This window comes from uncultured Oceanicoccus sp. (assembly GCF_963968385.1).
Lineage (GTDB): Bacteria > Pseudomonadota > Gammaproteobacteria > Pseudomonadales > Dasaniaceae > Oceanicoccus.
Map to the genome: position 1 here is coordinate 1 of NZ_CAXAHB010000145.1, position 2,037 is coordinate 2,037.

At 50.4% G+C, this 2,037-nt stretch carries 4 protein-coding genes; all 4 read right to left on the reverse strand.

Annotated features, from left to right (window positions below; genetic code table 11):
• Positions 1-245, reverse strand: a 245-nt coding sequence (locus AACP44_RS09155; RefSeq protein WP_339340223.1) for a hypothetical protein, incomplete at its 3' end; no start/stop codon positions are given.
• 38 nt (positions 246-283) lie between these two features.
• Positions 284-1,087, reverse strand: a complete 804-nt coding sequence (locus AACP44_RS09160; RefSeq protein WP_339340224.1) for a phosphoadenosine phosphosulfate reductase family protein — start codon at positions 1,085-1,087, stop codon at positions 284-286.
• A 31-nt stretch (positions 1,088-1,118) separates the two neighbouring features.
• A complete protein-coding gene (locus tag AACP44_RS09165) occupies positions 1,119-1,517 on the reverse strand; it encodes a hypothetical protein (RefSeq protein ID WP_339340225.1) in 399 nt (132 codons plus the stop codon).
• 2 nt (positions 1,518-1,519) lie between these two features.
• Positions 1,520-1,963 (reverse strand): hypothetical protein, encoded by a 444-nt coding sequence (locus tag AACP44_RS09170; protein ID WP_339340226.1) that lies wholly within the window; start codon positions 1,961-1,963, stop codon positions 1,520-1,522.
• Positions 1,964-2,037: the final 74 nt, after the last annotated feature.

The window sequence follows — 2,037 nt, forward strand, 5'->3', positions numbered from 1 at the left end:
CCTTCGCCATCAAACTCCTCGCCAGCAGCCATTGCGGACCCAAGGACCGAAAGGCCGACAAGAGGTAGGCGTGTTTTGGAAAGAACTTTGGCAGCTCCACCAGCTTTGCCACCCTTAAACATCTGCAGAGCTTTCTGCAGAAAGTTCTGATCACCGGCAGCGGCTAAACGCGTCGCTCGAGGAACTGCGGCATCCGCATAGTCGCTGGCAAGCACTAATGCCGTATTTCTAGGATCTCGAGCCACTACAAAGGTTCCCCGTCTTTATGCACATTCTATAAATTTCAATCTTCCATATAACTCAACTTTTCTGGTTCTACCCAGGGCACTTTTTCGACATTTGTCTGGATTTCAAACTTGAGCTTTGGACAGTAGACGACCTTCTCTTTTGACTCACGATTTAGACATACCGTGCAGGCATGTACATAGTCAGCGTTATACCTCTGCTTCGGACGCTCGATCCACTCCGAACCAACCTTGGTATAACGCGCTTTGTCATAGGGGATGTCGTTTTCCTCGATGTACCGCCAGATGTCTTCGTGAGACCAATCCCTCAGAGGAAAGAAATGAGTGACATGCCCAGGATTAATGATCCCATGGACACGAGTCCCAGCATCTCCGCCTAGGACAGGATCTGAATCACATCGCTTATGCCCTACCCAGGCAGCATTGACATTAGGGATCTCCAGGAATGGTTGCTTAGGTCGATCCACCATATCGATCGCACATGCCCAGGGATAGCCCTCTTCTGGAGGTACAATCCCTGAAGGACAAGTCAATGTCGTGTTATTGAGGTTATACCAATTTTGCACCTCATATTCACCATCTTTCTCCTGCATCGCCGACTGATACGGGTGCCAGGTGTAAGCGAGCAGTTCCCACTCTCTGATGATGTGATCCTGGAATGCATACTTATGCGGCTGCCATGGCTCCCTAAAGAACACAACAGGCAGCTCATAGCCGCATTCGCGCATTAAATAAAGAAGGGCCATGCTGTCCTTTCCGCCCGACCACAGCACAACGCTGTGGGGGAATTGAGCCATTCCAGACTCAATCACATCAATGGCCTTTAAATACTTGTCGCGCACAAGAGGTCAGCTTTTGACCGAATGTATCGACTCAGATCAGACCTACGACAGCGGGGACACCTGCCGCTACTGCCGTGTTTAGAAGTTGTTTACCAAAGCCTGGCTGTTTCGGTTGAGCACCACCACCAGCCTGGGGCTGCAAGCCTCCAATCGCGATATTCGTCATGGCACCCAATGCCTTGGTCGCCATGTCAGCCTCTGTTCTCCTGTCCTCGAGAAATCCTTGGATTAGCGAACGAGTTGCGCTTCTGCTTGGCTCGAATCCAGCCGTGGTGCCGATGCCATATTGACTGCCATGGCCCTTGTACGACCCGAAATTACTGCCGTAATCGCGTGCAACGTTTGAAGAAAAATTCTGAAAAGGAGTCATTGAATTTTTGTTTGAACCGATACCTGATGTGGCGGCCCAATAATTAACGGGATCGAGCATCTTTATTCCCAGGAACCCATATTAAAAGTGTAGGGATTTGAGCCCTGCCACGGATCCTTATTCCAGCTAAAGCCTGAGTCATAAACTCCTTGGACTGCCTGACTGGTCTGGTTATAGCTTTGCGGCGAAGTAATTTGATTCATGGTTACTGGCGTGCTCGTATCCGCGTAGGACTTATTGAACAAACTTCCAACACCAGCCGAGACAGCACTTGACAACGCATTGCCAGCTAAACCCCACAAGCGATCACCAACACTTGGACTGCTTTGTGTCGGCTGGGGCTGCGTAGTCATGCCTCGCTTGGCCATCTCAGCACGAGCAAGACCGGTTAGCGCCTGGCCGGCAAATCGCCTCTCTATTGCCCTGTCGATCTCAGGAATAGCTCCGAACAAGTCGGAGGCTTCAGTCGAAGCGATCTTATTAAATTCCGCGCTTGTATCAAACATTAAATATCGTCCTCCTCATACTGCGGGGCTCTACCTTTAAGCGCCCGCCTCATGGATTCTAAAACGTATCCAGA

Bases quoted from the DNA above. Each gene is read 5' to 3' on its own strand.
- AACP44_RS09165 (WP_339340225.1), bottom strand. From the start codon at position 1,517: ATGCTCGATCCCGTTAATTATTGGGCCGCCACATCAGGTATCGGTTCA.
- AACP44_RS09170 (WP_339340226.1), bottom strand. From the start codon at position 1,963: ATGTTTGATACAAGCGCGGAATTTAATAAGATCGCTTCGACTGAAGCC.